Here is a 23,956-nt window from a genome sequence, read left to right on the forward strand (position 1 = left end):
CCGGCCTGGCGTTTTTTTTGACCATCTTTCGCACGATTGTGCGATTTCAGGAGAACCGCATGAACGACACCCCGCTGCAAGCCGCCTCGGCCTTCTACGCCACGGCCCCCGGGACGCGCTGGATGCGCTGGGCCCTGGGCCTGTCCGAGCGCCTGTGGCCCTCGCTCGCCCTGCGCGGCGCCTACCGCCTGTTCGGCACGCCGCTGCCGCCGCGCTGGCTGCACCGGCAGCGGCCCGAACTGGCCGCCTGGCAGGCCAGCGAATGGGCCTTCGAGCAGGCCAGCCTCACGCTCTACCAGCCGCCGCCCGGCCCGCACGGTCCGCTGGTGCTGCTGGTGCACGGCTGGGGCGGTCACGCGGCACAGATGCTGCCGCTGGCCCAGGCGGTGGCGGCGCAGGGGCTCAGACCGGTGCTGATCGATCTGCCCGCGCACGGCCGCAGCCGTGGCAGCACCAGCAACCTGCCGCAATTCGCGCGCGCCATCGAGTACGCCACCGCGCGCCTGCTGCAGCAGGGGCACGCGGTGCACGGCGTGGTCGCACATTCGCTGGCGGCCAACGCACTGGCCCATGCCGCCGCGCGCGGCCTGCCGGTGGCGCGGCTGGCGCTGCTGGCGCCACCCGCGTCGCCGCTGGCCTACACCCGCCTGTTCGCCGCGGTGTTCGGGCTGACGGAACCCACGCGGCTGCGCCTGCAGCAGCGCGTGGAGGCGCGCGAGGGCATCCTGATGCGCCAGTTCGAACCGGCCGCGGTCGGGCCGCGCGTGGCCCAGCCCACGCTGATCGTGCACGACCGCGAAGACCGCATCAACCGCTTCGCCGACGCCGAGGCCTTTCGTGACGCGATCACCGGGGCGCGCCTGATCGCCACGCAGGGCCTGGGCCACACGCGCCTGCTGCGCGACGCCCAGGTGCTGCAGGCGGTGGTGGAGCACCTGCGGCCCTGAGGCCGGCGCTGCTCAGCGACCGGTTTCGCTGGGCGCGCGGCTCAACGCGTTGTTCTGGTCGACCACAATGCGCACCAGCCGCATGAATTCCGCACGCTGACGCTCGGTCAGCGGCGCGAGGATGAGTTGCTGCGCCGACAGCATGGCCGGCACCGCCTCGGCCAGCAGGCGCTCGCCCTCGGCGGTGAGCCAGAGCTGGCGCGCGCGGCGGTCGGTGGGCGCGGTGCGCCGCTCCATGGCGCCGCGCTGCTCCAGGCGGTCGATCACGCCGCCGGTGGTCGAGGTGTCGAGCGCGATGCTGCGCGCGAGCGTGCGCTGGTCGATGCCGGGCTGGTTGGAGACCGTCTGCAGCGCCGCGTATTGCACCGGCGTCATGCCCAGGCCCGAGAGCTCCTGCAGAAAGATGCCCACCGAGATCTGGTGCAGCCGGCGGATGTAGTGGCCCGGCTGGTCGTCGATGTTGACGCTGGTCGGCTCGGGAGTGGTCATGTCGGCACGCGGTGAAAAGGTGGACACGATGCTATCAGAGCACTTATGATGAGTGTACTGACTATCAGTGTGCAATCTTTCAGAGGAGACACGCATGGCAACTCATGCCAGCGACCTGCCGGTGCTCGTGGCCGGCGGCGGCATCGGCGGCCTCGCCGCCGCCCTGGCCCTGGTGCGGCAGGGCTTTCGGGTGCAGGTGTTCGAGCAGGCGCCCGAGATCGGCGAGATCGGCGCCGGCATGCAGCTCGGCCCCAACGCCTTCTGGGCCTTCGACGCGCTCGGCGTGGGTGAGGCGGCACGCTCGCGCGCGGTCTACATCGACGAGATGGTGATGACCGACGCGATCGACGAAACCACCATCGGCCGCGTGCCCACGGGCGAGGCCTTCCGCCAGCGCTTCGGCAACCCCTATGCGGTGATCCACCGCGCCGACGCGCACGGCTCGCTGCTCGAAGGCGTGCAGAAAGCCGGCGACCGCGTGGGCTTTCACACCGCCACGCGCATCGAACGCATCGAGCAGGACGCCGGGGGCGTGACCGTGTACGACCAGCGCGGCCAGGCCTACCGCGGCCAGGCGCTGATCGGCGCCGACGGCGTGAAGTCGGTGGTGCGCCAGCAGTTCGTGGGGGACCCCGCGCGCGTCACGGGCCACGTGGTCTACCGCGCCGTGGTCGACAAGGACGACTTCCCCGAAGACCTGCGCTGGAACGCGGCCAGCCTGTGGGCCGGCCCCCACTGCCACCTGGTGCACTACCCGCTGCGCGGCGGCGAGCAGTACAACGTGGTGGTCACCTTCCACAGCCGCGAGGCCGAGGAATGGGGCGTGCGCGACGGCAGCAAGGAAGAGGTGCTGAGCTACTTCCAGGGCATCTGCCCGAAGGCGCGCCAGCTCATCGAACTGCCCAAGAGCTGGAAGCGCTGGGCCACGGCCGACCGCGATCCCGTCGACCGCTGGAGCTACGGCCGCGTGACCCTGCTGGGCGACGCCGCCCACCCCACCACGCAGTACATGGCGCAGGGCGCCTGCATGGCGATCGAAGACGCGGTGACGCTGGGCGAGGCCTTGCGCGTGCACGGCGGCGACTTCGAGAAGGCGCTCGACCTGTACCAGCGCTCGCGCATCGCGCGCACCGCGCGCATCGTACTGAGCTCGCGCGAGATGGGCCGCATCTACCACGCCAAGGGCGTCGAACGTCTGGTGCGCAACGACCTCTGGCGCGGCCGTTCGCCCGAACGCTTCTACGATGCGATCGAATGGCTGTACGGCTGGCGTGTCGAGACCTGCCTGGCCCCGCACTGAAACGGAGACACCGCATGAACGACCTCGGACGCCTCGAAGACCTGCCCGCCGACTACGTGGCCGCGCTGCGCGAGCGCAACCTCGTGCCGCTGTGGCCCAGCCTGCGCGGCGTGCTGCCGCCGCAGATCCCCACGCGCCAGACCCAGCCCACGCACTGGGCCTACCGCGACATCAAGCCGCTGCTGCTCAAGGCCGGCGAACTGACCCCGATCGAGAAGGCCGAGCGCCGCGTGCTGGTGCTCGCCAACCCCGGCCACACGCTCGAGAAGATGCAGGCCAGTGCCGCGCTGTACCTGGGCATGCAACTGCTGCTGCCCGGCGAATGGGCCCCGAGCCACCGCCACACGCCCAACGCGGTGCGCATGGTGGTCGAGGGCGAAGGCGCGTGGACCACGGTGGACGGCGAGAAGTGCCCCATGAGCCGCGGCGACCTGATCCTCACGCCCACGGGCCGCTGGCACGAGCACGGCCACGACGGCACCGAGCCCGTGATCTGGCTCGACGTGCTCGACCTGCCGCTCATGTACTACCTCGAGGTGAGCTACCACCTCAACGGCGGCCGCCAGCAAACCCTGCCCGGCCGCGGCGACCAGGCCTATGCGCGCGCGGGCCTGGTGCCCACGCCGGTCTTCGGCCGCAGCGGCCAGCGTTACCCCATGCTGCGCTACCCCTGGGCCGACGCCCGGGCCGCGCTGCTGGCGCTGGCGGCCGACCGGCCCGACGCCGAGCACGTGCAGCTCACCTACACCAACCCCGAGTCGGGCGAGGACGCCGAGAACGTGCTGGGCTTTCACGCGCTCATGCTGCGCCCGGGCCAGACGCTCACGCTGCCCGCGCGCTCGCCGGCCTGCGTGTACCACGCGATCGAAGGCCGCGCGCGCGTGAGCGCCGCGAGCCAGGCCTTCGACCTCGCCGAGGCCGACACCTGCTGCATCCCCGGCTACACCGCCACCACGCTGGCCAACGCATCGGCCAGCGAACCCGCCTTCCTCTTCGTGGCCGACGAATCGCCGCTGCACCGCAAGCTCGGCGTGTACGAAGTGCGTCCCGACAACCAACCGAACATGCCCTGAAGCCCGAGCGCGACATGCCCCAGTACCTCTTCAACCCGCCCCCCGTGGCCGCCCTGCCGATCCGCGGCGAATCCACGCTGTTCCCGGTCAACCGCCTGTTCTTCGTGGGTCGCAATTACCACGCGCACGCGGTCGAGATGGGCAAGCCCGTCGACAAGTCGGTCGAGCGCCCGTTCTATTTCACCAAGTCGATCTCCACGCTCACGCCCTCGGGCGCGACCGTGGCCTACCCGCCGGAAACCGGCAACTACCACTACGAGATGGAGCTCGTGGTGGCCATCGGCCGCGCGGGCTTTCGCGTGAAGGCCGAAGACGCGCACGAGCTGGTCTATGGCTATGCCGCCGGCCTCGACATGACGCGCCGCGACCTGCAACTGGTGGCGCGCGACAAAGGCCGCCCCTGGGACCTGGGCAAAGACATCGAGCAGGGATCGGTGTGCAGCGAGATCGTGCCCATGCCCGGGCGCGTGATCGACAGCGGTGCGCTGGAGCTGCGTGTGAACGGCGCCGAGAAGCAGCGTTCGGACGTGAACAAGCTGATCTGGGACATCCGCGAGATCATCCAGGACCTCTCGCTCTTCTACCACCTGCAAGCGGGCGACCTGATCTACACCGGTACGCCCGAGGGCGTGGGCCCGGTGGTGGCGGGCGACGTGCTCGAAGGCAGCGTCGAGGGCGTGGGCGGCGTGTCGCTCACGATCGCACCCGCGGCCTGAACGGCCGCGGCGCACAGGCGCTGGCTATCATGCCGGCGCATGGCGTCCCCCGATGAAACCCCGCGCGCGCTGCGCTGGCTGCTCTGGCTGGCCGGCAGCGTGTCGCTGGGCCTGGGCCTCGTGGGCGTGGTGGTGCCGGGCCTGCCCACCACCCCCTTCGTGCTGCTGGCCGCGGCCTGTTACGCCAAGGCCTCGCCGCGCCTGCACCGCTGGCTGCGCGAACACCGCTTCTTCGGCCCCATGGTGCGCGACTGGGAGGCCCACCGCAGCCTGAGCCGACGCACCAAGCGCATCGCCCAGGGCAGCATGCTCGTGATGGTGTCGGTCTCGGCCTGGGGTCTGCGCGAGCGGCCCGTGCTGCTCGCCGTGGTGCTGATCGGCGCGGCGATCGGCGCGTGGGTGGTGGCGCGCATTCCCACGCGCCCTGACGCTTAGGCCTGCGCGCGGCGCGCGAGCACCTCGAACGCCGGCAGGGTCTTGCCCTCGAGCACCTCGAGGAAGGCGCCGCCGCCGGTGGAGATGTAGCCCACGTCTTTCTCGATGCCGTACTTGGCGATCGCCGCCAGCGTGTCGCCGCCGCCCGCGATGCTGAAGGCGCTGCTCTGCGCGATGGCCTGCGCGATGGCCTTGGTGCCGCCTTCGAAGGCCGCAAACTCGAACACGCCCACCGGACCGTTCCACACGATGGTGCCGGCGGCCTTGAGCTGCGCGGCCAGCTTCGCCGCCGTTTCGGGGCCGATGTCCAGGATCAGGTCGTCGTCGGCCACCTCGCCGGCCTTCTTCACCGTGGCCGGTGCGTCGGCCGCGAAACGCTGCGCCACCACCACGTCGGTGGGGATCGGCACCTCGGCGCCGCGCGCCTTCATGGCCTCGATCACGGCCTTCGCGTCGCCCACCAGGTCGGCCTCGGCCAGGCTCTTGCCGATCTTGTGGCCCGCCGCGAGCATGAAGGTGTTGGCGATGCCGCCGCCCACGATGAGCTGGTCGACCTTGCCAGCCAGGCTTTGCAAGATGGTGAGCTTGGTGCTGACCTTGGAGCCCGCCACGATCGCCACCAGCGGGCGCTTCGGGTTGGCCAGGGCCTTGGCGATCGCGTCCATCTCGGCCGCGAGCAGCGGGCCCGCACAGGCCACCGGCGCGGTCTCGGCGATGCCGTAGGTGGTGCCTTCGGCGCGGTGCGCGGTGCCGAAGGCGTCGTGCACGAACACGTCGCACAGCGCGCCGAGCTTCTTCGCGAGCTCGGGGCTGTTCTTTTTCTCGCCCACGTTCAGGCGGCAGTTCTCGAGCAGCACCACCTCGCCCGGGGCCACGGTGAAGCCGCCGTCGACCCAGTCGGCCACCAGGCGCACGGGCTGGCCCAGCAGCTCGGCCAGGCGTTCGGCCACGGGGGCCAGGCTGTCTTCGGGCTTGAACTGGCCTTCGGTGGGGCGGCCCAGGTGCGAGGTGACCATCACGGCCGCGCCGGCGTCGAGCGCCATGCGGATGGCGGGCACGCTCGCGCGGATGCGCGTGTCTTCGGTGATGCGGCCGGCATCGTCCTGCGGCACGTTGAGGTCGGCGCGGATGAACACGCGTTGGCCTTTGACTCGGCCACTGGAACACAGGTCGGAGAAGCGGATGAATGCGGACATGGTGGGCGGGCGTGGTGCTGCGTCAGACGAAACCCGCATTGTAGGAAGGGCGCCTGGGGCGCCCTGGCGGTCAGCCGGCGCTGCGCGCGCAGGGCGACAGCGCGTCGAGCGCGGGCAGGCGCGCACGGGTGCGCACGTCCATGAGACCGAGCACCGAGTGGAAGTAGTTGTCGTGCGACACCGGTTCGGCCGCGCGCTGGCGCAGGCAGTCCAGCGAGAGGCCGGCGCGTTCGCGCAAGCCGTTCGAGAACCAGGCCACCATGGGCACGTGGGTCTGCTGGTCGGGCGCGAAGGCGTAAGGCACGCCGTGCAGGTACAGACCGTTCTCGCCCAGCGACTCGCCGTGGTCGGACACGTAGATCAGGCCGGTGTCGAAGCTGCCACGGTCGGCCTGCCCCTTGAGCCACTGCAGCGTGAGGTCGAGGAAGTGGTCGGTGTAGGCGATGGAGTTGTCGTAGGCATTGAGCAACTGCTCACGCGGGCAGTCGGACAGCGTGGCGCTGCGGCACTCGGGCATGAAGGGCTTGCGCTCGGCGGGTGCGCGCAGCGAGTAGGCCGGGCCGTGGCTGCCCATCTGGTGCATCACCACCACCACGCCGCGCGCGCTGCGCTGCGGGTCGAGCGCGGCGATGCGCTGGTCGAGTCCGTCGAGCAGGGCGGCGTCGAGGCACTCGCTGCCTTCGCACAGCCCCGGCACCGGGTGGTCACCGGCGAAGGCGTGCGGCACGCGGTCGCACACGCCCTTGCAGCCGGCCTGGTTGTCCAGCCAGAGCACCGCGAGGCCGGCGCGCTGCAGCACGTCGAGCAGGTTCTGGTGCTCGGGCGGCTGGTCACCGCCCTCGGCCCGCGTGAGCGGCGAGAACAGGCAGGGCACCGACACCAGGGTGTTGGTGCCGCAGGAACGCACCTGGCTGAAGTTCACGAGCGCGCCCGTGGCCTGCCAGCGCGCGAGCGCGGGCGTGGTGTCGCGCGCATAGCCGTTGAGGCCGAAGTTCTGTGCCCGCGCGGTTTCGCCGACCACCAGCACCAGCAAGGGCGGGCGCGCCTGGTGGGTGTAGCTGGCGCCGAGCACGGCGTCTTCGCCCACCGGCAGCAGCGGCTTCACCTGGCGCGGCAGGCGGTTGGCGGCCACGCGCGTCACCGAATACACGGTGTTGAGCGGGTTCGCCATGTAGCGCAGCTCTTTGTGGTTGCGCATCAGCGAGGCCAGGCCCTGGTAGCTGAGCAGGGCCACGACCACGGTCAGCGCCAGGCCACCGAGCACGCCCAGCGCATTGCGCCGCACGCGCGGCCACGCCCGGCCCCAGAGAGGCGCGCGGCGCCACAGGGCCCACAGCGGCAGGCCGGCCACCGCCAGCAGCGCGGCCGGCAGCTGCCAGGTGAGCAGGTCCCGCACCTCGCGCGCGTCGGTGTTGAGCGCGTTGGCAAGCATGGTGGGGTCCATCACCACGCCGTACTGCCACATGAAATAGCTGTTCGCACCCGCCACCAGCAGCAGCACGCTGGCGGCCACACGGAACACCCGCGGCCAGGCCAGCAACCACAGCAAGGCGGCGCTGCCGCCCGCCACCACCAGCCCCAGGCCCACGATCAGCGCCGCACGTTGTGCCAGCGTGCCGCCCAGGCCGTTGATGTGTTGCCACAGCGGCAGGTTGCCGACGGTGGCCAGCCAGAGCGCGATGCCCCAGACAAACAACGCGGGGCCCGCGGCGGCGCCGGGCGCGCGGGTGCGATCGGCGTCGGCGAAGCGCCACCAGGTCAACGGAGACCGGATCTGCATGGAAGGCTTTCGGGAGAGGATGAACAACCCCCGGAGCGTCGACGCGCCGCGTTAAGCCTGCCTTAGACCGGCCTCCCAGCGCAGCGTGAAGCGGGTGGTCATGGGCGCCTCCCCCGCATCGATGACCAGGCGCGCCCCGATCTGCTCGGCGATGCGCTCCACCAGGCGCAGGCCCAGACCCAGGCCGCCCGATTCGGCGGGAAGCGGTTCGACGGCGTTGGCGCGCCGGCCGTCGTCGCTCACCGATACGCCCTCGGCGTCGGCGTTGCGCCAGACCTGCACCACCACCTGCGTGTCGCGCGGCGTGTGGCGCAGCGCGTTCTCGATGAGGTTGCGCAAGGCCAGTTCGAGCAGCAGCGGCTGCGCGCGCACCACCACCGAAGCCTCGGGCTGCACGAGTGAAAGTTCATGCCCGCTCTCGTGCGCGCCCTGCGCGTGCGAGGCAATCAGGCGCGCCGCGAGCTCGCCCAGCGCCACGTCGTCGCCCGCGGCCCCGGCCGTCTGCCCGCTCTGGCGCTGGGCGCGCGCGAGGTCGAGCAACTGGTTGAGGATGCGGCCCGCGCGCAGGGATTCCTGTTCGAGCTGGGCCAGGCGCTCGGGCGAAGGATCGTGCTGCACCGCGCGCGCCTGCAGGGCCAGCGCCGCCAGCGGCGTGCGCAACTCGTGCGCCACGTCGGACGCGAACGCGCGCTCGCGCTGGGCGCGCTCCTGCAGCGTGTCGACCAGGCCGTTGATGGCGCTCACCGTGCTGCCGAACTCGCGGAAGCGGTGCCGGGTGTCGAGCCGCTGGCCGGCAAAGCCGTCGAGCGTTTCCACCTCCTGCGACAGCCGATCGAGGGGGCGCAAGCCGCGCCGCACCGTCCACCAGAGCAGCAGCAGCATCAAAGGCAGCACCAGCAGCGCCGGCTCGGCCACGTGGGTGGCGATGTCGGCGCCCAGTTCGTAGCGCTGCCGCATGTCGGTGAGCACCAGCACACGGCGATGACCCGTCCCTTCACCGGTCTGCACCGAAAAGGCCCGCCAGTGGGTGGGCAGTTGGGGCGCGTGCAGCTCGAGCGTGGTGAAGCCGGGCGTGGGCAGGCGGGACGGGTCGATGCCGCCCGCCAGGCCGTGGGTGTCGGTGACCAGCCGGCCCGCGTCCCACACCACCACCGCCACGTCCTGCAGGAATTCGTGCTCCAGGCCGCTCACGCCCTCGAGCGCGCGCGGCGACGCGGGCACCGGTTCGGCCATGAGCCAGAGCTTGGCCACGGCCACCATCTGGCCGTCGGAAAACTTGCGGGCCTCGCGCGACGCGGTGGACCAGGCCTGCGCCACCACCGCGAGCCAGATGACCAGCACCACGCCCAGCGTCCAGCGCAGCAGGTAGTGCCGGAGCAGGCGTTGCGGCGCGGGGGCGTCGCTCATCGGCCTGTGTGGGACGCGGCCGGCTCTGCCGCTTCGCGAGGGATGAAGTAGCCCACGCCGCGCACCGTCTTGATCAGCGACTCGCCGAGCTTGCGGCGCAGGTGGTGGATGTAGACCTCGATCGCGTTGCTTTCCAGGGCCTCGCCGAAGCCGTAGAGCGCCGATTCGAGGCGCGCCTTGGACAGCACCTGCGGACGCGCCTGCATGAGCGTGAGCAGCAGCGCGAACTCCTTGCCGCCGAGCGACACGGGCTGGCCCGCGCGCAGCACGGTGTGGGCGGCGGGATCGATCACGAGCTCGCCGTGCTCGATCAGCGGGTTGCTGCGCCCCCCGGCGCGGCGCAGCATGGCGCGCAGCCGGGCCAGCAGCTCGTTGGCGTCGAAGGGCTTGGTGATGTAGTCGTCGGCGCCGCCGTCGAGGCCGCTGATGCGGTCGCTCACGCCGTCACGCGCGGTCATGATGAGCACCGGCATGTCGCGGCGCGGCAAGGCGTTGCGCCCGGGCGCCGGGGCGGGCTGGCGGCGCAGGCGGGCCAGCAGGTCCAGGCCTTCGCCGTCGGGCAGGCCAAGGTCGAGCAGCAGGACATCGAAGGGCTCCACCGCCAGCGCGTGCCAGGCGGCGTCGCGCGTGGTGCACAGGTCGACCGCATAACCCGCCTGTTTCAGGGCCACTTCCAGACCGCTGGCGATGCCAGCGTCGTCTTCCACCACGAGTGCGCGCATATCGAGTTGCCTGATATCGAAGAACAAGCCACCGAATTATGGGCGGGCATCTTAGGCGAGCCTTAACTTTTTAAGTTTCGATTAACCGCAGCGCCCGACAGTGCGCGCCATGCCTTTCCTGTCCTTGCCCGCGGCCGACAGCCGCCCGCTGTCGCGCGCCGCGCTCTGGCTGTGCGTCCTGCTCCTGATCACCCTGTTGTGGGATGTCTCCGGCCTCGACCTGCCCGTGATGCAGGCGATCGGCGACCCCCAGGGCTTCGCCCTGCGCCACCAGTGGCTGCTCGAACGCGTGCTTCACGACGGTGTGCGCCAGGCCATGACCCTGGCCTTCCTGCTGCTCGTGGTGTGGGTGCTGTGGCCGCGCCTGGACCTGCCGCGCCGCGATCGGCTGGCGGTGGTGGCGGTGGTGCTGCTGTCGCTGCTGGCGGTGAACCTGATCAAGAACAAGAGCCTCACCAGCTGCCCCTGGGAGTTGCGGGATTTCGGCGGCGCGGCGCAGTACGTGTCGCACTGGGCCCGGGGCCTGGCCGACGGCGGCGGCGGGCGCTGCTTCCCGGGTGGCCATGCCTCCAGCGGCTTCGCCTTCCTGGCGCTGAGCCTGCCCTGGCTGGCGCCCCCGGCTGGGGCCAAGCGGCGGCGCGACATCGGCCGGCGCTGGCTGGCCACGACGCTGGTCATCGGCCTGGTCGCGGGCGTGGTGCAGACCGTGCGCGGCGCGCACTACCCCAGCCACACGCTGTGGACCCTGCTGATCTGCGGCAGCGTGAGCGTCGCGGCCTGGGGCGCCTTCCGGGCCTTCGAGCCGGGCCGTCGCGGAGCCGGGCGCGCGCACCGCCCGCATTCCTTGCGCAACCTGCTGCGCGTGCTGCGCCCCGTGCTGCTGCCCATGCTCGCCATGCTCGCGGTGCTGTGGCTCTCGCGCATCGGTCTGGCGCTGTGGCAGTCGCCCCGCATCGCGGAGGTGCAGGCCTGGGGCCTGGTGTTGCGCCAGGGCCTGCGCTTCGACGGCGTGCTGCTCGGCCTGCTGTGGACCCTGCCCGCGGCGATCACGCCCTGGATGGCCCTGCATCCGGACAGCGCGCGCGCCTGGGGCCGTTTCCTCTGGGCCTACGGACTGCTCGCGCTCCTGCTGCTGGCGTTCATGGAGTTGTCCACGCCGGCGTTCATTGCGCAGTACGACAGCCGCCCGAACTACCTGTTCGTGGAGTACCTGGGTTACGCGAAGGAAGTCGGCGGCACCCTGGTCAAGGATTACTGGGCGCACCTGCTGGCCGCCCTGGTGCTGCTGCCTGCGCTGGCGTTGGGCTACGGCCGCCTGAGCCGGCCCGACCCGACGCCGGCGCTGCTGCCGCTGTGGCAGGCGGTGCCGCTGTCGGTGCTGCTGCTGTCGCTGGCCATCGCCGGGCGCGGGTCGCTGGGCCACCGGCCGGCCAACCCGGCGAGCGCGGCGCTCACGGCCGATCACCTGGTCAACGAGCTGCCGTTGAACTCGCTCTACACGCTGATGTACGCGATTTACCAGGCACGCAAGAGCGAGGCGGGCATCACCTACGCCGAGATGCCGCGCGCGCAGGTGCTCGACACCGTGCGCCGCGAAACCGGTCTGCCGGCCGACGTGTTCGCCGACGACGGCCGTCCCACGCGCCACCACCGGGCCAGCCTGCACCCGCGCACGCGCCCGCTCAACCTGGTGATCGTGCTCGAGGAAAGCCTGGGTGCCGAGTTCGTGGGCCGCATGGGCGGCCTCCCGCTCACGCCCAACCTCGACCGCCTGGCCGACGAGGGCATCTGGTTCGAGCGGCTCTACGCCACCGGCACGCGCTCGGTGCGCGGCATCGAGGCCGTGGTCGCGGGCTTTCCGCCCACCTCGGCCGTGAGCACCGTGAAGCTCGCGAAGTCGCAGCGCGATTTCTTCACCCTCGCGAGCTTCCTGAAGCCGCACGGTTACGAGTCGACCTTCTACTACGGGGGCGAGTCGCACTTCGACAACATGCGCAGCTACTTCATGGGCAACGGCTTCGACCGCGTGGTGGAGCAAAAGGACATGCCGCGCGACGCCTTCATCGGCACCTGGGGCGCGTCCGACGGCGACCTGTTCGACGTGGCCCACCGCGCCTTCGAGGCCCAACCCGCCGACAAGCCCTTCTTCGCGCTGGTCTTCACCTCGTCCAACCACGCGCCCTTCGAGTTTCCCGAAGCGCCCTTCACCCTGCACGAGCAGCCGCGCGCCACGGTGAACAACGCGGTGAAGTACGCCGACCACGCGCTCGGCCACTTCTTCGAGCAGGCGCGCCGCTCACGCTACTGGGACAACACGCTGTTCCTGGTGGTGGCCGACCACAACTCGCGCGTGTACGGCCCGTCGCTGGTGCCCATCGAACGCTTCCACATCCCGGGCCTGATCCTCGGCGGCCCCGTGAAGCAGCCGCAGCGCATCACCACGGTGGCGAGCCAGATCGACCTCGCGCCCACGCTGGTCTCGCTCATGGGCCTGAGCGGCGAGCGGCCCTGGATCGGCCGCGATCTCAGCGATCCCGCGCAACAGCAGCGGCCGGGCCGGGCCATCATGCAGTTCGACAAGACGCAGGCCTACATGGAAGGCAACGACGTGGCGGTGCTGCAGCCCGACACCTCCGCGCGCACCATGCGCTACGAGCAGGGCCAATTGCGCGACAACCCCGTGGGCAACCCGGCGCTCATCGAAAAAGCCCAGGCCCACGCGCGCTTTGCGCAATGGGCCTACCAGGAAGGCTGGCACCGCTGAGGCGCGGCGCCGGGTCTCACCAGCCCAGGCCCAGGCGCAGCGGCAGGTACACCGCCATGCCGCACACGATGGTGCCGAGCACGCCGCGCCGCCAGAAGAACCAGGCCATGCCGGCCAGGGCCGCGAAGAGGCGGGCGTCGCGCCAGGTGGTGATGAAGTGACCCTGGCTCATCACGACCTCGGGCACCACCACCGCGGCCAGCGCCGCGATCGGTGCGTACTGCAGGCCGCGCTGCGCCCAGTGCGGCAACGACCAGGGCTTGCTCGAGATCAGGAAGAAGCCGCGCGTGAGCACCGTGATGCCGCCCAGCAGCACGATGGTCAGAAAGGTCCAGGGATCGACGTCAAACATGGGCGCTCCCGGGGGCAGCGGGCCGCTGCTGTTCGATCAACAGGCACAAGGCCACCGCGCAGGCAATGGCCACCACGATGTTGAGCTTGAGCGGCAGGGCCCAGGCGGCCACCGCCGCCGCCCCGGCCACGCCCGCGGAAACCATGCGCAGCTTGGAGGTGGCCAGCGAGCAGGTGACGCCGAGCAGCGCGAGGATGCCCGCAAAACCCAGGCCCCAGTGCGTGGGAATCGCGTTGGCCAGCGCGATGCCGAGCAGGCTGGTGCCCATCCACGCGCCGTAGTTCACGGCGCAGTTGCCCATGAGGAACGCCTCCTGCTGCGCGAGCTCCTCGCGCGTGCGCCCCGGGTGCGGGTAGCGGCGCGCGAAGAACACATAACTCAGGTCGCCCGTGACGTAGCCCGTGGTCAGGCGCTCCCAGCGCGGCAGGTGCATGAGGTAGGGCCGCAGGTGGGCCGAGAACACCACGAAGCGCAGGTTGACGCAAAAGGCCGCCACCAGGATCACCCACAGCGGCGCGCCGGCCGCGATCATGGGCACGGCCGCGAGCTGCGCGCTGCCCGCGTAGACGATGAAGGCCATGAGCACGGCTTCCATCACCGACATGCCCGACTTCACCATGGCCACGCCGGTCATGAGGCCCCAGGCCGAGATGCCCAGCGCCACCGAGGCCTGGTCGCGCACGCCTTCCATGAACTCGGGGCGCGCGCGGTGTTCGCGCTTGAGGAAGACGATCATGTGGCAGCCCCGAGCCGCTGGCCGCGCGCGATGGGAAAGCCGCGCAGGAAATCGGCCGCGGGCAGGCGCTTGCCGCCGGCGCGCTGCAGGCTGGTGAGCCGCAAGGCCCGCTCGCCGCAGGCCACCACGATGCCGGCCTCGCCGGCCTCGAGCACCGTGCCCGGTGCGCCGGCGCCATCGGCCAGTTGCGCGGCCCAGAGCTTGATGGTTTCGCCGCCAAGCGTGGTGCTCGCGCCCGGGAAGGGATCGAAGGCCCGCACGCGCCGCTCGATCGTGGCCGCGGGCAGCGACCAGTCGATCGCGGCCTCGGCCTTGTCGATCTTGTGCGCATAGGTCACGCCCGCCTCGGGCTGGCGCTCGGCGCGCAGGCCGCCGCAGGCGGCGAGCTCCAGCGCCTCGACGATGAGCCGCCCGCCGAGCGCGGCCAGGCGGTCGTGCAGGCGCGCGGTGGTGTCGTCGGGGCGGATCGGCAGCGCCTCGCGCAAGAGCATGTCGCCGGTGTCCAGGCCTTCGTCCATCTGCATGATGGTCACGCCGGTCTGCGCATCGCCCGCCTCGATCGCGCGGTGGATGGGCGCGGCCCCGCGCCAGCGCGGCAACAGCGAGGCGTGGATGTTCAGGCAGCCCAGGCGCGGCGCATCGAGCACCCAGCGCGGCAGGATCAGGCCGTAGGCCGCGACCACCATCGCGTCGGCCTGCGCCGCTTCGATCGCCTGCCGCGCGGCCGCGGCATCGTCGGGGTACTTGCCGTCGAGGCGCAGGCCGCGCGGCTGGGCCACCGCAATGCCGCGTTCGAGCGCGAGCTGCTTGACCGGCGAGGCCTGCAGCTTCATGCCGCGGCCCGCGGGCCGGTCGGGCTGGGACAGCACCAGGGGCACGCGAAAGCCGGCGGCCAGCAGCTGCTCAAGCGCGGTCCGCGCAAACTCCGGCGTGCCGGCGAAGATGATGTTCATGAAAGAAGGGAGCGCGCACCGCGCTCGACGCGCGGCGGGCTCACGAGCGGTCGGGGAAGTCGTTGCTGCGGCGCTCGTCGGTGAACACGAGTTTGCGCACCACACCCTGGGGATCGATGTGCACATGCGCCTGGCGCGGGTTGTTGAATTCGAGGAAGCGGTAGGTCCAGATGTCGCCCTTGAAGCTCCACACCTGTTCGACCAGTGCGGGGCGGCCCATGTGGCGCAGCACGTCATCGCGCGTCCAGCGGTCGATCGCGATGTTCTGCTGCATCCAGCCGATGTCGAGCACCTGCTCGACGCGCCGCACCGCGCCGCGGGCGTCGAGGTCGACGTTGTAGACCTGCTGGCCCGCGGGCTGGCGCGAGTACTGCAGCCGCGTGCCCTCGGGCAGTGCGTATTCGGCCGTGGGCGGGCCGAGGCGTTCGATCACCTGAGCCCGGGGCGTGCCCGCGGCCAGGCGCTCGGGCATCAACGCACAACCCGTCACCGTGAGCACGGCGGCGAGCGCGGCGGCCATGAGGATGGTGCGGGTCGGGGTGTTCATGCGCGTTCGGCCTCGCGCTGGGCTTTCACCAGCTTGGACTTGATGCGGTTGCGTTTGAGCGGCGACAGGTACTCGACGAACACCTTGCCGACCAGGTGGTCCATTTCGTGCTGGATGCACACGGCGAGCAGGCCTTCGGCCTCGATGCTGCGCTCCACGCCTTCGCCATCGAGCGCGCGCACGCGCACCGCGGTCGAGCGCTCCACGCCGTCGTAGATGCCGGGCACCGACAGGCAGCCCTCCTCGCCCTTGCGTTTCTCGTCGCTGGCCCACTCGATCACCGGGTTGATCAGCACCATGGGCTGGTCGCGCGACTCGCTCACGTCGATGACGATGAGGCGTTCGTGGATGTCGACCTGCGTGGCCGCGAGACCGATGCCGTTGGCCTCGTACATGGTGGCCAGCATGCGCGGGATCAGCGCACGGATGCGCTCGTCGACCGCCGCCACCGGCTCGGCCACGGTGTGCAGGCGGGGGTCGGGATAGCGCAGGATGGGCAGGGTGTCGGCGGGGTTCATGAGCGAAGACCAGGGCCGTCGACCGTGCTCAAACGACAACAGGCGGTGGCACGGAGACAGGCGGAAAGTGATGTGGCTATTTTCGCCACTTTTGCGACGGCGCGAAAAACCCTCTCCCCATAAACATTGCGCTGTCAATGGCTTGCGCGCAGAATCAAAGGCAACTTGTCAAGACGCGCGTGAGCGTGGCTGCGTGCAAGGCGGCCACCGCGAGGCCGCCCGACGCCGCCGGAACGCCGCGCCCAGGGGCCCCAGAACATGCCATCGACCACCCGCCTGATCTCCTCCATCGCCAGCGCCGTCGCCTGCCTCTGCACCGCCCAGGCGGTGCTGGCCCAAGGGGGTCCCGTTCCGGCCGAGCAGCGTTACCCCGTCACCCCCGAACAGCGCGAACGCGCCGGCCAGGTGGCCCAGGCGGGCGTGCCGCTTGCCGAGCTCGCACCCAACGCCCCCGACTCGCACACGGTGAAGGCCGGCGACACGCTCTGGGGCATTTCGGGCATCTTCCTGCGCAGCCCCTGGCGCTGGCCCGAGCTGTGGGGCATGAACCTCGACGAGATCAAGAACCCGCACCGCATCTACCCCGGCCAGGTGCTGTACCTCGTGAAGGCCAATGGCCGCGCCATGTTGAGCACGCGCCCGGGCGGCGCGGGCGGTGAGCCGGGCACCATCAAGGTGTCGCCGCGCACGCGCTACGAATCCTTGTCCGACGCCGCCATCCCGCCGATCTCGCTGCAATCGATCGAGTCGTTCCTGAACGAGGCGCTGATCATCGATGAAGACACGCTGTCGAGCGCGCCGCGCATCGTGGCCGCCCAGGAAGGCCGTGTGCTGCTGAGTCGCGGCGACCGCGCCTATGCGCGTGCGATCTCTGCCGATGCCCCCAACGCCGCGCCGCTGGCCGTGGTCAATGGCCGTTCGGCGTCCTACCGCGTGTTCCGCAACGCCACGCCGCTGCGCGACCCATCGACCGACGAAATCCTGGGCTACGAGGCGCAATACCTGGGCAAGGCCAACGTGATGCGCAGCGAAACGCGCCGCGACAGCGTCAACGGCAAGGGCGAGAAGATCAGCGAGATCGTGCCGGCCAGCCTCGACATCACGGCCGCCAAGGAAGAAATCCGCGTCGGCGACCGCCTGCTGCCCGAGCCCGCGCGCGAGTTCAGCAACTACGTGCCGCGCGCGCCGCAGGGCCGCCAGTCGGGGCAGGTCGTGTCGGTGTATGGCAATGCGGTCACCTACGCGGCCCAGAACACCGTGGTCACGATCAACCGCGGCAAGCGCCACGGCCTCGAGCCGGGCCATGTGCTCGCGGTGCTCCGCGAGAGCAACACCGTCACCGACACCACCGACAGCGCACGGCCCGTGCTGCGCCTGCCCGGTGAGCGCAACGGGCTCATGATGGTGTTCCGCACTTTCGATCGTGTCTCCTACGCCATCGTGCTCGACATCGCCGAAGGCGTGAAGGTCGGCGACCTGTTCGTCAATCCCTGAGCCGCATTGCGCATGCCGCGTGACGAGCTGGCCGCCTGGCTGCGGCTGCTCCTGACGCCCCAACTGGGGCGCGACGCCGCCCGGCAGTTGTTGGCCCGCTTCGGTCCACCCGAGGCCATCTGGCAGCACGGTCCGTCCGACTGGCAGACCGTGCTCGGCCAGCGCCTGGCCGACGCCCTGGAACACCCGCCCGAGGGCTTCGAAGCCACGGTGGAGGCGCACGCGCAATGGCTCGATGCCGCGCCCACGCGTCAGGTGCTCACGCTGGGCGATCCCCTGTACCCCGCACGCCTGCTCGACACCGCCGATCCGCCACTGCTGCTGTTCGTGCAAGGCCGGCCCGACGCCCTCGCGCAGGCCGCGCGGCTCGCGGTGGTGGGCAGCCGCAACCCCACGCCCCAGGGCGAGCAGAACGCGCGCGCCTTCGCACAGGCGCTGGCCGAGGCCGGGCTGTGCATCGTGTCGGGCCTGGCGCTGGGCGTGGATGGCGCCGCGCACGCAGGGGCCTTGGCCGGCGGCGGCTTCACGCTCGCGGTCGTGGGCACCGGCCTCGACCGCGTTTACCCCAGTCGCCACCGCGCGCTCGCCCACCGCATCGCCGAGCAGGGCGCGCTCATCAGCGAGTACCCGTTGGGCACGCCGCCGCTGGCCCACCACTTTCCGCAGCGCAACCGCATCATCGCGGGGCTGGGCCTGGGCACGCTGGTCGTCGAGGCCGCGCTGCAATCGGGCTCGCTGATCACGGCCCGGCTCGCGGCCGAACAGGGCAGCGAGGTGTTCGCCATTCCCGGCTCCATCCACTCGCCGCTGTCGCGCGGCTGCCATGCGCTGATCCGCCAGGGCGCCAAGCTGGTCGAGTCAGCGCAGGACGTGCTCGAGGACCTTCGCCTGGACGGGCCGCGCAGCGCCGAGCCGGCCCGGCCGCCCACCGCCGTTGAAGACGACGATCCCGTGCTGCAGGCCCTGGGTCACGACCCGCTGGGCCTCGACGAACTGCAGGCCCGCACCGGGCTGGACACCGCGCGGCTGCAGGCCCGGCTGCTGGACCTGGAGCTCGACGGCCGGGTGGCGCGCCTGCCGGGCGGCCTGCTGCAGCGGCAGGCGGCGGGCTGAGCCCGCGCCACGCGCCGCTCAGGCGGCCAGCAGGCGGTCGGGGTTGGCGTCGAGCTTGGCGAGCGCCTCGCGCGTGGCGCGCACGGTGAGCGCTTCTTCCTCGCTCGGCACGAGCAGGCCGGCCTGCAGGTAAGAGGCCACGCGCGCCGACTGCATGAGGAAGCAGCGGCCCGCGTTGCTCACGAACAGGTAGAGCTGGCCGTGCTGGCTGCGCCACGCGAGTTGCACGCTGCCCAGCTTGCCGTTGTGGTCGAGCCCGAACCAGGCGCCGATCTGCAGCTCGGCGGCCCAGCTGCGCATGGCCTCGTTGGGCTGGCTGCCGCCCTGGTTGATGACCTCGATGTTGCTCGCATCGACCCCGGTGATCAGCTCGATGCTGTCGGCGTTGAGATCGAAGTCGCCCACGCCGCCCTCGGGCAGATAGTCTTCGAGGTTGGCCAGGCGCTTGGCCAGGGTGTCGAGCTGGCTCTGTTCGATCGCTTCGGTGCGCGACATGAAGGCGTCGGCCAGGGTGTCGCTGACCGACTTGATGTGCTGGTCCTGCAGCGCTTGCGGGAAGCCCAGCAGGCCCATGCCCTTGCGCAACTGCTGCAGGATGCCCGGCAGTTGCTGGATCACGCGCGCGCGGTCGTCGCGGTTGGGCTTGGCGCTCGCGGCCCACAGCAGGTCGGACGCCGCCTGCTTGAGCGCCTGCGTCTCGGGGCTCTTGATGCCGTTCTTGACGCTGGCCACGGCCAGCACGTCGACCCACACCTTGAACAGGAACTCGCGCACCTCGGGCCGCACCGGCACGTCGTCGAGCAGCTTGCGCAGCTCGATGGTGTACTGCACCGACAGCGTTTCCTTCTGCTCGACCTGCTGCGCCACGCTCACGAAGCGGCTCGCGCCGCTTTGCTCGCTGAGGTAGGTGTTGAGGAATTTCTGGAATTCGTCGTAGACCAGCTGGAACACGCGGCGGCCGGTCTCGGGGTATTGCTCGATCACCTGCACCACACGCTTGATCTCGGCCTCGAGCGCGGCCGAGCCGACGTTCGATTCGAAACCCATCACGCAGGAGCCCATGCGGTCGATCAGGCGCCGCGCCGGGTGCTGCAGGGCGCTGAAGAATTCGGGCTCGGCCAGCGCCACGCGCAACACCGGGATCTGCAGCCGCGCGAACCACACACGGATGCTGGGCGGAATGCGCTCTTCGGCCAGGATGGCCTGGAACATCAGCGCCACCACCTCGATGGTGGCCTTTTCGGTGGGCGTGGAAGCGGCCTGCTTGAGCTCCTGGGTGCGCTCGCGCAAGGCGCGCGCGGTGCGCTCCACGGTGCCGGCATCGGCATAGGCCCCGCCAGCGCCCGTGGCGGCCCCGGCCGCGCCCAGCGAAGCGCCCGTGCTGGGCGGATAACCGACCGGCCGCATCATGGCCTGCTGCAGCGCCGGCGACGGCGGCATGACCTCGGTGGCCTCGAACTCGGGACCCACGCGGTCGATCAGCAGGCGGCGCAAGCGCCCCACCACGCCCTGGGCACGCATGCGTGCGCGCGCCAGCGGCGACGCCCCCGTGAGCATGCGCGTTTCTTCGTGCACGCCACTGCCCGAGGCGGGGCCGCCACGGCCGCTGTGGACCGAACCCGCGTAGTGGCTGCTGCCGTAACCACTGCTGCGCTGGCCAGCGCCGCCCGGGCCGGTGGCACCGGCACCGAAGCCGGAGGTGTTGCGCGCGCCCGGCGCGCCCGGGCCGGCGCGTCCAGGCTCCTGCACGCGGCGGAACGGGGCCTGCACCGGCGGCGTCGCGGCGTCGGCGCGCTGGGGCATGGGCGCGGGCGCCGTGGCGCCGCTGGGGTTGCGCTTGACCAGCGCCTGCAGGTCGATCTTCTCCATCACGCCGTGCGCCACCAGGTGCGCGTTGGCCGCCTTGTAGCCGTCGAGCAGCATGGCGCCCAGCAGCGGGGCGATCGCGTCCTGCACCATGGCCAGGCCGTCGCGGTCGAGGCCGGCGGCCTTCCACTGGTCCACGAGCAGGCGCGCCAGCACGTCGGGCAGCAGGATGTCGCTCTTGGACATCTCGGTGCGGCGCTCGAGGAACTGCACGCGCAGGCGCAGTTCGTTGAGCTCGGAGGAGGTTTTGTCGAGCACGCGCATGGCGATGCGCGAGGCGAGGATCTGGTCGTCGATGGCGCCTTCGGCCACCAGCTCGAGCTGGCCCGAGGTGCTCGCGCCGTCGCTCAGGCCGGCGCGCGCGGCCAAGTGCTTCTTGAGCGCGGTGCGGGCGTCTTCCACCCACAGCGCGTGGCGCTTCTTGAACGTGCCCCAGGTGTCGCGCCGCAGCTGGATCTCGGCCATGGTGCCGGCCTGATCGAGCAGGCCGGTGAGTCGCTGGTCGACGAGCTTGGCCAGTTCCGGCAGGGTTCGCCCGATGTGAAGCACGAAGCGCTCACGCGCTTGCTGAGCCAGGGCAAAGCCGTTTGCAGGGGGGGACGACATCCGGGCAGTATGACACGAAGACCCCCCTTTTCTGCCCGGAAGGCCCCGGGCTTCCCCACGGTGGAGGGCCCGGGTATGGCAACTACACCACGGCGCCCGCGTTCGGGTCGTCCGGATCGCCTTCGGTCTTGGCGGGCTTGATCAGGTCTTCGCGTTTGATGCCCAGCCACATGGCAATGGCCGCGGCCACGAACACCGAGGAATAGATGCCGAACAGGATGCCGATGGTCAGCGCCAGCGCGAAGTAGTGCAGCGTGGGGCCGCCGAAGATCAGCATGGCCAGCACCATGGCCTCGGTCGAGCCGTGGGTGATGATGGTGCGGCTGATGGTGGTGGTGATCGCGTGGTCGATCACCTGCTGCGGCGTCATCTTGCGCTGGCGGCGGAAGCTCTCGCGGATGCGGTCGAAGATGATCACCGACTCGTTGACCGAGTAGCCCAGCACGGCCAGCACCGCGGCCAGCACCGCGAGCGAGAACTCCCACTGGAAGAACGCGAAGAAGCCCAGGATGATGACCACGTCGTGCAGGTTGGCGATGATGGCCGAGACCGCGTACTTCCACTCGAAGCGGAATGCCAGGTAGACCATGATCCCGAAGATCACCAGGCCGAGCGCGATCAAGCCGTTGTGCACCAGCTCTTCGCCCACCTGCGGGCCGACGAATTCGGTGCGGCTGAGGCTGACGGCCGGGTTCTGCGCCTTGAGCGCGGCGAACAGCGCCTCGGCCTGCTGGCCCGAGGTCTGGCCGGCCACCGCCGGCAGGCGCAGCATCACGTCGCGCGAGCTGCCGAAGTTCTGCACCGGCACGTCGATGTAGCCCAGGTCCTGGACCACGCGGCGCACGGCGTCGAGATCGGCCGGCTGTTCGTAGGCCACCTCCATGACCGTGCCGCCGGTGAACTCCACCGACAGGTGCAGGCCGCGCGTGACCAGGAAGAACACGGCCAGCGCGAAGGTGATGAACGACACCGCATTGAGCACGAGCGCGTGCTTCATGAACGGGATGTCGCGGCGGATGCGGAAGAACTCCATCGTGGGCTCCGGTGCGGCGGGGGATCAGTCGGCCTTGGCGGGCGCGCCGGCATCGCCGGGCCGCCACACGGTGCCGATGGACAGGGTCTTGAGCTTCTTCTGGCGGCCGTACCAGAGATTGACGAGGCCGCGCGAGAAGAACACCGCCGAGAAGATGCTGGTGAGGATGCCCAGGCAGTGCACCACGGCGAAGCCGCGCACCGGGCCCGAGCCGAACAGCAGCAGCGCCACGCCCGCGATCAGCGAGGTGATGTTGGAGTCGAGGATGGTGGCCCAGGCGCTGTCATAGCCCGCGTTGATGGCCGTCTGCGGCGAGGCGCCGCGCCGCAGCTCCTCGCGCACCCGTTCGTTGATCAGCACGTTGGCGTCGATGGCCATGCCCAGCGCCAGCGCCATGGCGGCCATGCCGGGCAGCGTGAGCGTGGCCTGCAGCATGGACAGCACCGCGATCAGCATCAGCACGTTGAAGCCCAGCGCGATGGCCGAGAACACGCCGAACAGCATGTAGTAGACGCACATGAACACGGCCACCACCACGAAGCCCCAGGTCACGCTGTTGAAGCCCTTGGCGATGTTCTCGGCGCCCAGGCTGGGGCCGATGGTGCGTTCTTCGATGATTTCCATGGGCGCGGCGAGCGAGCCGGCGCGCAGCAGCAGCGCGGTGTCGTTGGCCTCCATGGTGGTCATGGCGCCCGAGATCTGCACCCGGCCGCCACCGATCTCGGTGCGGATCACGGGCGCTGTCACGACCTCGCCCTTGCCCTTCTCGAACAGGATGATGGCCATGCGCTTGCCCACGTTCTCGCGCGTGACGTCGCGGAAGATGCGCGAGCCCTTGCCGTCGAGGGTGAGGTGGACCGCGGCCTCGTGCGTCTGGCCGTCGAAGCCGGCCTGCGCGTCGGTGAGGTTCTCGCCGGTGAGCAGCACCTCGCGCTTGACGATCACGGCGCGGCCGCTGCGTTCGAGGTAGCGCTCGGAGCCGAAGGGCACGGGGCCGGTGCCGCGCTCGGCCGCCTGGCCGTCGGCGCTTTCGTCCACCAGGCGCACCTCGAGCGTGGCCGTGCGGCCCAGGATGTCCTTGGCCTTGGCGGTGTCCTGCACGCCGGGCAGCTGCACCACGATGCGGTCGGCGCCCTGCTGCTGAATCACCGGCTCGGCCACGCCGAGTTCGTTGATGCGGTTGTGCAGCGTGGTGATGTTCTGCTTGAGCGCCTGCTCCTGCACCGCCCGCGCGGCCTCGGGCCGCAGGGTGGCGGTGATGCGGATGTCGCCGCCGTCGGGCGCTTCGGCCAGCACGAGATCGGCGAACTGGGCGCGCACCAGATCGACCACCGCGTTGCGGGTGGCCTCGTCGCGCACCCGCAGCTCCACGGTCTGGCCGTTGCGCACGACGCCGCCGTGGCGGATGTTCTTTTCACGCAGCGCCGTGCGCAGGTCGCCGGCGTAGACGTCGGCGCGGCGCTCGAGCGCGGCGCGCATGTCGACCTGCAGCATGAAGTGCACGCCGCCGCGCAGGTCCAGGCCCAGGTACATGGGGCGCGCGCCCAGCGCGGCCAGCCAGGCGGGCGTGCGCGGCACCAGGTTCAGCGCCACCACGTGGCTGGGGTCGTTGCGGTCGGGGTTGAGCGCGCGGTCGATCGCGTCGCGCGCCTTGAGCTGGGTGTCGGTGTCTTCGAAGCGGGCCCGCACCGAGGTGCCTTCGAGCGTCAGGGCGCTGGGCTTGATGGCGGCGCTGCTGAGCGCCTGCTCCACACGCGTCACGGTGGAGGCATCGACCCGGACGGTGGCCTTGCCGGCCGACACCTGGACCGCGGGGGCCTCGCCGAAGAGGTTGGGCAGCGCGTAGATCGCGCCGATCAACAGGGCGACCACGATGATCGCGTACTTCCACAGCGGGTATCGGTTCATG

Annotated in this window: 21 protein-coding genes; 8 read left to right on the top strand and 13 right to left on the bottom strand. The window is 70.8% G+C overall.

All coding sequences use genetic code 11. From position 1 onward, the window contains the following. Positions 1–59 precede the first annotated feature (59 nt). Positions 60–947, top strand: a complete 888-nt coding sequence (locus G9Q37_RS16555) for an alpha/beta hydrolase (RefSeq protein ID WP_166228867.1) — start codon at positions 60–62, stop codon at positions 945–947. A 12-nt stretch (positions 948–959) separates the two neighbouring features. On the opposite strand, the gene G9Q37_RS16560 is transcribed toward G9Q37_RS16555, so the two are convergent. Then, positions 960–1,436, bottom strand: a complete 477-nt coding sequence (locus G9Q37_RS16560) for a MarR family winged helix-turn-helix transcriptional regulator (protein ID WP_166228869.1) — start codon at positions 1,434–1,436, stop codon at positions 960–962. 94 nt (positions 1,437–1,530) lie between these two features. On the opposite strand from G9Q37_RS16560, the gene G9Q37_RS16565 reads away from it, so the two are divergent. Genes G9Q37_RS16565 through G9Q37_RS16580 form a run of 4 tightly spaced genes read left to right on the top strand, consistent with a single transcriptional unit; the run spans position 1,531 to position 4,960 of the window. Further along, positions 1,531–2,736 carry a 3-hydroxybenzoate 6-monooxygenase gene (locus G9Q37_RS16565; RefSeq protein ID WP_166228871.1) on the top strand — a complete coding sequence of 402 codons (1,206 nt, stop codon included), beginning with the start codon at positions 1,531–1,533 and terminating at the stop codon, positions 2,734–2,736. A 14-nt stretch (positions 2,737–2,750) separates the two neighbouring features. After that, entirely contained in the window at positions 2,751–3,809 is a 1,059-nt protein-coding gene (locus tag G9Q37_RS16570) for a cupin domain-containing protein (RefSeq protein ID WP_166228873.1), read from the top strand. A gap of 14 nt (positions 3,810–3,823) precedes the next feature. Further along, positions 3,824–4,525: a fumarylacetoacetate hydrolase family protein gene (locus tag G9Q37_RS16575; protein ID WP_166228875.1), complete on the top strand. Its 702-nt coding sequence runs from the start codon at positions 3,824–3,826 to the stop codon at positions 4,523–4,525. Between the two features lie 39 nt (positions 4,526–4,564). Next, entirely contained in the window at positions 4,565–4,960 is a 396-nt protein-coding gene (locus tag G9Q37_RS16580) for a YbaN family protein (protein WP_166228877.1), read from the top strand. On the opposite strand, the gene G9Q37_RS16585 is transcribed toward G9Q37_RS16580, so the two are convergent. From G9Q37_RS16585 to G9Q37_RS16600, 4 genes are all read right to left on the bottom strand, one after another. Next, complete coding sequence (locus G9Q37_RS16585; protein WP_166228879.1) at positions 4,957–6,156, bottom strand: phosphoglycerate kinase; 1,200 nt, start codon at positions 6,154–6,156, stop codon at positions 4,957–4,959. The two genes, G9Q37_RS16580 and G9Q37_RS16585, sit on opposite strands and share 4 nt — an antisense overlap. Positions 6,157–6,226: 70 nt before the next feature. After that, positions 6,227–7,936, bottom strand: a complete 1,710-nt coding sequence (locus G9Q37_RS16590; protein WP_166228881.1) for a phosphoethanolamine transferase — start codon at positions 7,934–7,936, stop codon at positions 6,227–6,229. 51 nt (positions 7,937–7,987) lie between these two features. Further along, positions 7,988–9,343, bottom strand: coding sequence for a histidine kinase dimerization/phospho-acceptor domain-containing protein (locus G9Q37_RS16595; RefSeq protein ID WP_166228883.1), 1,356 nt, complete (start codon positions 9,341–9,343; stop codon positions 7,988–7,990). After that, the gene (locus tag G9Q37_RS16600; protein WP_166228885.1) at positions 9,340–10,065 is read right to left on the bottom strand and encodes a response regulator; all 726 of its coding nucleotides are present in this window, start codon (positions 10,063–10,065) and stop codon (positions 9,340–9,342) included. The genes G9Q37_RS16595 and G9Q37_RS16600 overlap by 4 nt, the downstream gene beginning before the upstream one ends. A gap of 109 nt (positions 10,066–10,174) precedes the next feature. On the opposite strand from G9Q37_RS16600, the gene G9Q37_RS16610 reads away from it, so the two are divergent. Then, positions 10,175–12,829 (top strand): sulfatase-like hydrolase/transferase, encoded by a 2,655-nt coding sequence (locus tag G9Q37_RS16610; RefSeq protein WP_240936419.1) that lies wholly within the window; start codon positions 10,175–10,177, stop codon positions 12,827–12,829. A 16-nt stretch (positions 12,830–12,845) separates the two neighbouring features. Here G9Q37_RS16610 and G9Q37_RS16615 read toward each other — a convergent pair whose 3' ends face one another. The 5 genes from G9Q37_RS16615 to def are packed head-to-tail and all read right to left on the bottom strand — an operon-like array spanning position 12,846 to position 15,935. Then, the gene (locus tag G9Q37_RS16615; protein WP_166228887.1) at positions 12,846–13,181 is read right to left on the bottom strand and encodes an AzlD domain-containing protein; all 336 of its coding nucleotides are present in this window, start codon (positions 13,179–13,181) and stop codon (positions 12,846–12,848) included. Next, positions 13,174–13,917, bottom strand: coding sequence for an AzlC family ABC transporter permease (locus tag G9Q37_RS16620; RefSeq protein ID WP_166228889.1), 744 nt, complete (start codon positions 13,915–13,917; stop codon positions 13,174–13,176). Before G9Q37_RS16620 ends, G9Q37_RS16615 begins: the two co-directional genes overlap by 8 nt. Further along, positions 13,914–14,870 carry a methionyl-tRNA formyltransferase gene (gene fmt, locus G9Q37_RS16625; RefSeq protein WP_166228891.1) on the bottom strand — a complete coding sequence of 319 codons (957 nt, stop codon included), beginning with the start codon at positions 14,868–14,870 and terminating at the stop codon, positions 13,914–13,916. Before fmt ends, G9Q37_RS16620 begins: the two co-directional genes overlap by 4 nt. 40 nt (positions 14,871–14,910) lie before the next feature. Continuing rightward, positions 14,911–15,417: a hypothetical protein gene (locus G9Q37_RS16630; RefSeq protein WP_166228893.1), complete on the bottom strand. Its 507-nt coding sequence runs from the start codon at positions 15,415–15,417 to the stop codon at positions 14,911–14,913. Beyond that, the gene (def, locus tag G9Q37_RS16635; RefSeq protein WP_166228895.1) at positions 15,414–15,935 is read right to left on the bottom strand and encodes a peptide deformylase; all 522 of its coding nucleotides are present in this window, start codon (positions 15,933–15,935) and stop codon (positions 15,414–15,416) included. Before def ends, G9Q37_RS16630 begins: the two co-directional genes overlap by 4 nt. A gap of 258 nt (positions 15,936–16,193) precedes the next feature. Between def and G9Q37_RS16640 the strand changes: the two genes are divergently transcribed. Beyond that, complete coding sequence (locus G9Q37_RS16640) at positions 16,194–17,429, top strand: LysM peptidoglycan-binding domain-containing protein (protein ID WP_166228897.1); 1,236 nt, start codon at positions 16,194–16,196, stop codon at positions 17,427–17,429. A 12-nt stretch (positions 17,430–17,441) separates the two neighbouring features. After that, on the top strand, positions 17,442–18,542 hold the full coding sequence (gene dprA / locus G9Q37_RS16645; RefSeq protein ID WP_166228898.1) for a DNA-processing protein DprA: 1,101 nt from the start codon (positions 17,442–17,444) through the stop codon (positions 18,540–18,542). Between the two features lie 18 nt (positions 18,543–18,560). Here dprA and G9Q37_RS16650 read toward each other — a convergent pair whose 3' ends face one another. The 3 genes from G9Q37_RS16650 to secD form a co-directional block, all read right to left on the bottom strand. Next, on the bottom strand, positions 18,561–21,014 hold the full coding sequence (locus G9Q37_RS16650; protein ID WP_166228899.1) for a DUF1631 family protein: 2,454 nt from the start codon (positions 21,012–21,014) through the stop codon (positions 18,561–18,563). Between the two features lie 82 nt (positions 21,015–21,096). After that, positions 21,097–22,047 (bottom strand): protein translocase subunit SecF, encoded by a 951-nt coding sequence (secF, locus tag G9Q37_RS16655; RefSeq protein ID WP_166228900.1) that lies wholly within the window; start codon positions 22,045–22,047, stop codon positions 21,097–21,099. Between the two features lie 24 nt (positions 22,048–22,071). Next, entirely contained in the window at positions 22,072–23,955 is a 1,884-nt protein-coding gene (gene secD / locus G9Q37_RS16660) for a protein translocase subunit SecD (RefSeq protein ID WP_166228901.1), read from the bottom strand. Position 23,956: the final 1 nt, after the last annotated feature.

The organism is Hydrogenophaga crocea, from assembly GCF_011388215.1.
Classification (GTDB): domain Bacteria; phylum Pseudomonadota; class Gammaproteobacteria; order Burkholderiales; family Burkholderiaceae_C; genus Hydrogenophaga; species Hydrogenophaga crocea.

What these genes read in the sequence shown, in the direction of transcription:
- G9Q37_RS16555 (WP_166228867.1), top strand. Translation starts at nt 60, where the DNA reads ATGAACGACACCCCGCTGCAAGCCGCCTCGGCCTTCTACGCCACGGCC.
- G9Q37_RS16560 (WP_166228869.1), bottom strand. Translation starts at nt 1,436, where the DNA reads ATGACCACTCCCGAGCCGACCAGCGTCAACATCGACGACCAGCCGGGC.
- G9Q37_RS16565 (WP_166228871.1), top strand. Translation starts at nt 1,531, where the DNA reads ATGGCAACTCATGCCAGCGACCTGCCGGTGCTCGTGGCCGGCGGCGGC.
- G9Q37_RS16570 (WP_166228873.1), top strand. Translation starts at nt 2,751, where the DNA reads ATGAACGACCTCGGACGCCTCGAAGACCTGCCCGCCGACTACGTGGCC.
- G9Q37_RS16575 (WP_166228875.1), top strand. Translation starts at nt 3,824, where the DNA reads ATGCCCCAGTACCTCTTCAACCCGCCCCCCGTGGCCGCCCTGCCGATC.
- G9Q37_RS16580 (WP_166228877.1), top strand. Translation starts at nt 4,565, where the DNA reads ATGGCGTCCCCCGATGAAACCCCGCGCGCGCTGCGCTGGCTGCTCTGG.
- G9Q37_RS16585 (WP_166228879.1), bottom strand. Translation starts at nt 6,156, where the DNA reads ATGTCCGCATTCATCCGCTTCTCCGACCTGTGTTCCAGTGGCCGAGTC.
- G9Q37_RS16590 (WP_166228881.1), bottom strand. Translation starts at nt 7,936, where the DNA reads ATGCAGATCCGGTCTCCGTTGACCTGGTGGCGCTTCGCCGACGCCGAT.
- G9Q37_RS16595 (WP_166228883.1), bottom strand. Translation starts at nt 9,343, where the DNA reads ATGAGCGACGCCCCCGCGCCGCAACGCCTGCTCCGGCACTACCTGCTG.
- G9Q37_RS16600 (WP_166228885.1), bottom strand. Translation starts at nt 10,065, where the DNA reads ATGCGCGCACTCGTGGTGGAAGACGACGCTGGCATCGCCAGCGGTCTG.
- G9Q37_RS16610 (WP_240936419.1), top strand. Translation starts at nt 10,175, where the DNA reads ATGCCTTTCCTGTCCTTGCCCGCGGCCGACAGCCGCCCGCTGTCGCGC.
- G9Q37_RS16615 (WP_166228887.1), bottom strand. Translation starts at nt 13,181, where the DNA reads ATGTTTGACGTCGATCCCTGGACCTTTCTGACCATCGTGCTGCTGGGC.
- G9Q37_RS16620 (WP_166228889.1), bottom strand. Translation starts at nt 13,917, where the DNA reads ATGATCGTCTTCCTCAAGCGCGAACACCGCGCGCGCCCCGAGTTCATG.
- fmt (WP_166228891.1), bottom strand. Translation starts at nt 14,870, where the DNA reads ATGAACATCATCTTCGCCGGCACGCCGGAGTTTGCGCGGACCGCGCTT.
- G9Q37_RS16630 (WP_166228893.1), bottom strand. Translation starts at nt 15,417, where the DNA reads ATGAACACCCCGACCCGCACCATCCTCATGGCCGCCGCGCTCGCCGCC.
- def (WP_166228895.1), bottom strand. Translation starts at nt 15,935, where the DNA reads ATGAACCCCGCCGACACCCTGCCCATCCTGCGCTATCCCGACCCCCGC.
- G9Q37_RS16640 (WP_166228897.1), top strand. Translation starts at nt 16,194, where the DNA reads ATGCCATCGACCACCCGCCTGATCTCCTCCATCGCCAGCGCCGTCGCC.
- dprA (WP_166228898.1), top strand. Translation starts at nt 17,442, where the DNA reads ATGCCGCGTGACGAGCTGGCCGCCTGGCTGCGGCTGCTCCTGACGCCC.
- G9Q37_RS16650 (WP_166228899.1), bottom strand. Translation starts at nt 21,014, where the DNA reads ATGTCGTCCCCCCCTGCAAACGGCTTTGCCCTGGCTCAGCAAGCGCGT.
- secF (WP_166228900.1), bottom strand. Translation starts at nt 22,047, where the DNA reads ATGGAGTTCTTCCGCATCCGCCGCGACATCCCGTTCATGAAGCACGCG.
- secD (WP_166228901.1), bottom strand. Translation starts at nt 23,955, where the DNA reads ATGAACCGATACCCGCTGTGGAAGTACGCGATCATCGTGGTCGCCCTG.